We start from the raw sequence: 1,478 nt of genomic DNA, 5'->3' as shown, positions 1-1,478 counted from the left end.
TGATCTGAACCCTAAAATTAGGACAGATTATTAAATTTTAACTTAGGACTAGTTCCCGATATTTTATCGGAGCTAGTCCTTTTAGTTTTATTTTGATTCTTTCGTTATTGTAGTAGTCAATATATTCTCTGATTGCTTGTTCTAATTCAGTTAGATTCTTAAAGTTCTTCTCAAAACCATAAAACATTTCCCGTTTTAAGATACCAAAGAAGCCTTCCATTAACCCATCATCTAAGGAATTCCCTTTACGTGACATTGATTGCTCAACACCATGATTCTTAAGCCATGCCTGAAATGATGCGTGCTGATACTGCCAGCCTTGATCGGTATGAAAGACTAAGCCATTTAATGCTGGATGTTTCTGCCAAGCTAACTTTAACATGTCCATTGTTTGCTTTAAATTAGGACTGCGGGAAATCGTGTAAGAAATAATTTCCTGCGTGCAGCCATCAATAATTGGTGACAAGTATGTTTTTTGACCATTAAGGTTGAACTCAGTGACATCGGAATACCATTTGTGATCAGGTAAAATAGCACTAAAATTACGCCGGATCAAATCTGGCTTAATTGGTCCCTGAGTGCCGCGATAACTATTGTATTTCCGCCAGCCCTTAATTCTAATACCATATAATTTCATTTTAGTCATTAATCTTTGGATCTTTTTATGATTAACCTTAATACCTAAATTTTGAATTGTTTGAGCAACACGGCGGTAGCCATAACGCTGCTTGTTATCTTCATATATTTTGCGTATTAAGGTCATTAACGGCTGATTTTTAGTATCTTTATCTGTCTTATTAATGGTGTAATAATAATTACTACGCGACATGTGCGGCAGATCAGGATTGTCATTAATAGTTTCAAGAATAAAAGTTACACTGACTTTAAGTTCACGTCTTAGCTGGGTAACTGCCGCAGCTATTTCTTCGGCTTTTGATTCTTGTTCCTTTGGTTGACTAAGACGTGCAATTTTTTTACAAATTCGTTTTCGACAGTAAGTTTCAAGTTCGCTTGACGTAAGGCTTGGTTTTCTTGCTTCAAGCGGTGATTTTCCTGCTTGATCAGCTTGTCTTTGGTGTTCATGTTTAGGGCGTCCTTTCGGTTTAATAACGACATTATACCCATTTTCTTTGAAAGAGCGTACCCAATTAGTTAACATACTAGGAGTTTTTAATCCTAATTCAACAGAAACTCCATAAATAGCTTCCTGATTAACAATAATTCGCTTGATAGCCTGCTCTTTAAACTCAAGCGAGTAACGAGCATGAGGTTGGTCTAAGATTTTAAAGCCATGCATTTCAATTAAAGCAATTAAATAGGTGATACCTTTTTTATTAACCCCATATTTGTCACTTAGCTTTTTTGAACCAATATGATTATTTTTCCATAAATTATAAATATCAATTTTGTCTTGTTTAGATAATTTAACCATAGTAAAACCCCGAAATTAGTTTGTTCTAATTTCGGGGTTCATATCA

At 34.9% G+C, this 1,478-nt stretch carries 1 protein-coding gene; it reads right to left on the bottom strand.

The genetic code is table 11. From position 1 onward, the window contains the following. Positions 1-37: 37 nt before the first annotated feature. Entirely contained in the window at positions 38-1,432 is a 1,395-nt protein-coding gene (locus PT281_RS07775; RefSeq protein ID WP_348635629.1) for an IS3 family transposase, read from the bottom strand. Between the last annotated feature and the right edge of the window lie 46 nt (positions 1,433-1,478).

The sequence above is a fragment of the Lactobacillus sp. ESL0701 genome (assembly GCF_029433445.1).
Classification (GTDB): Bacteria; Bacillota; Bacilli; order Lactobacillales; family Lactobacillaceae; genus Lactobacillus.
The sequence above is the reverse complement of the archived record's forward strand: the minus strand, read 5'-3'. Positions and strand labels throughout refer to the sequence as shown.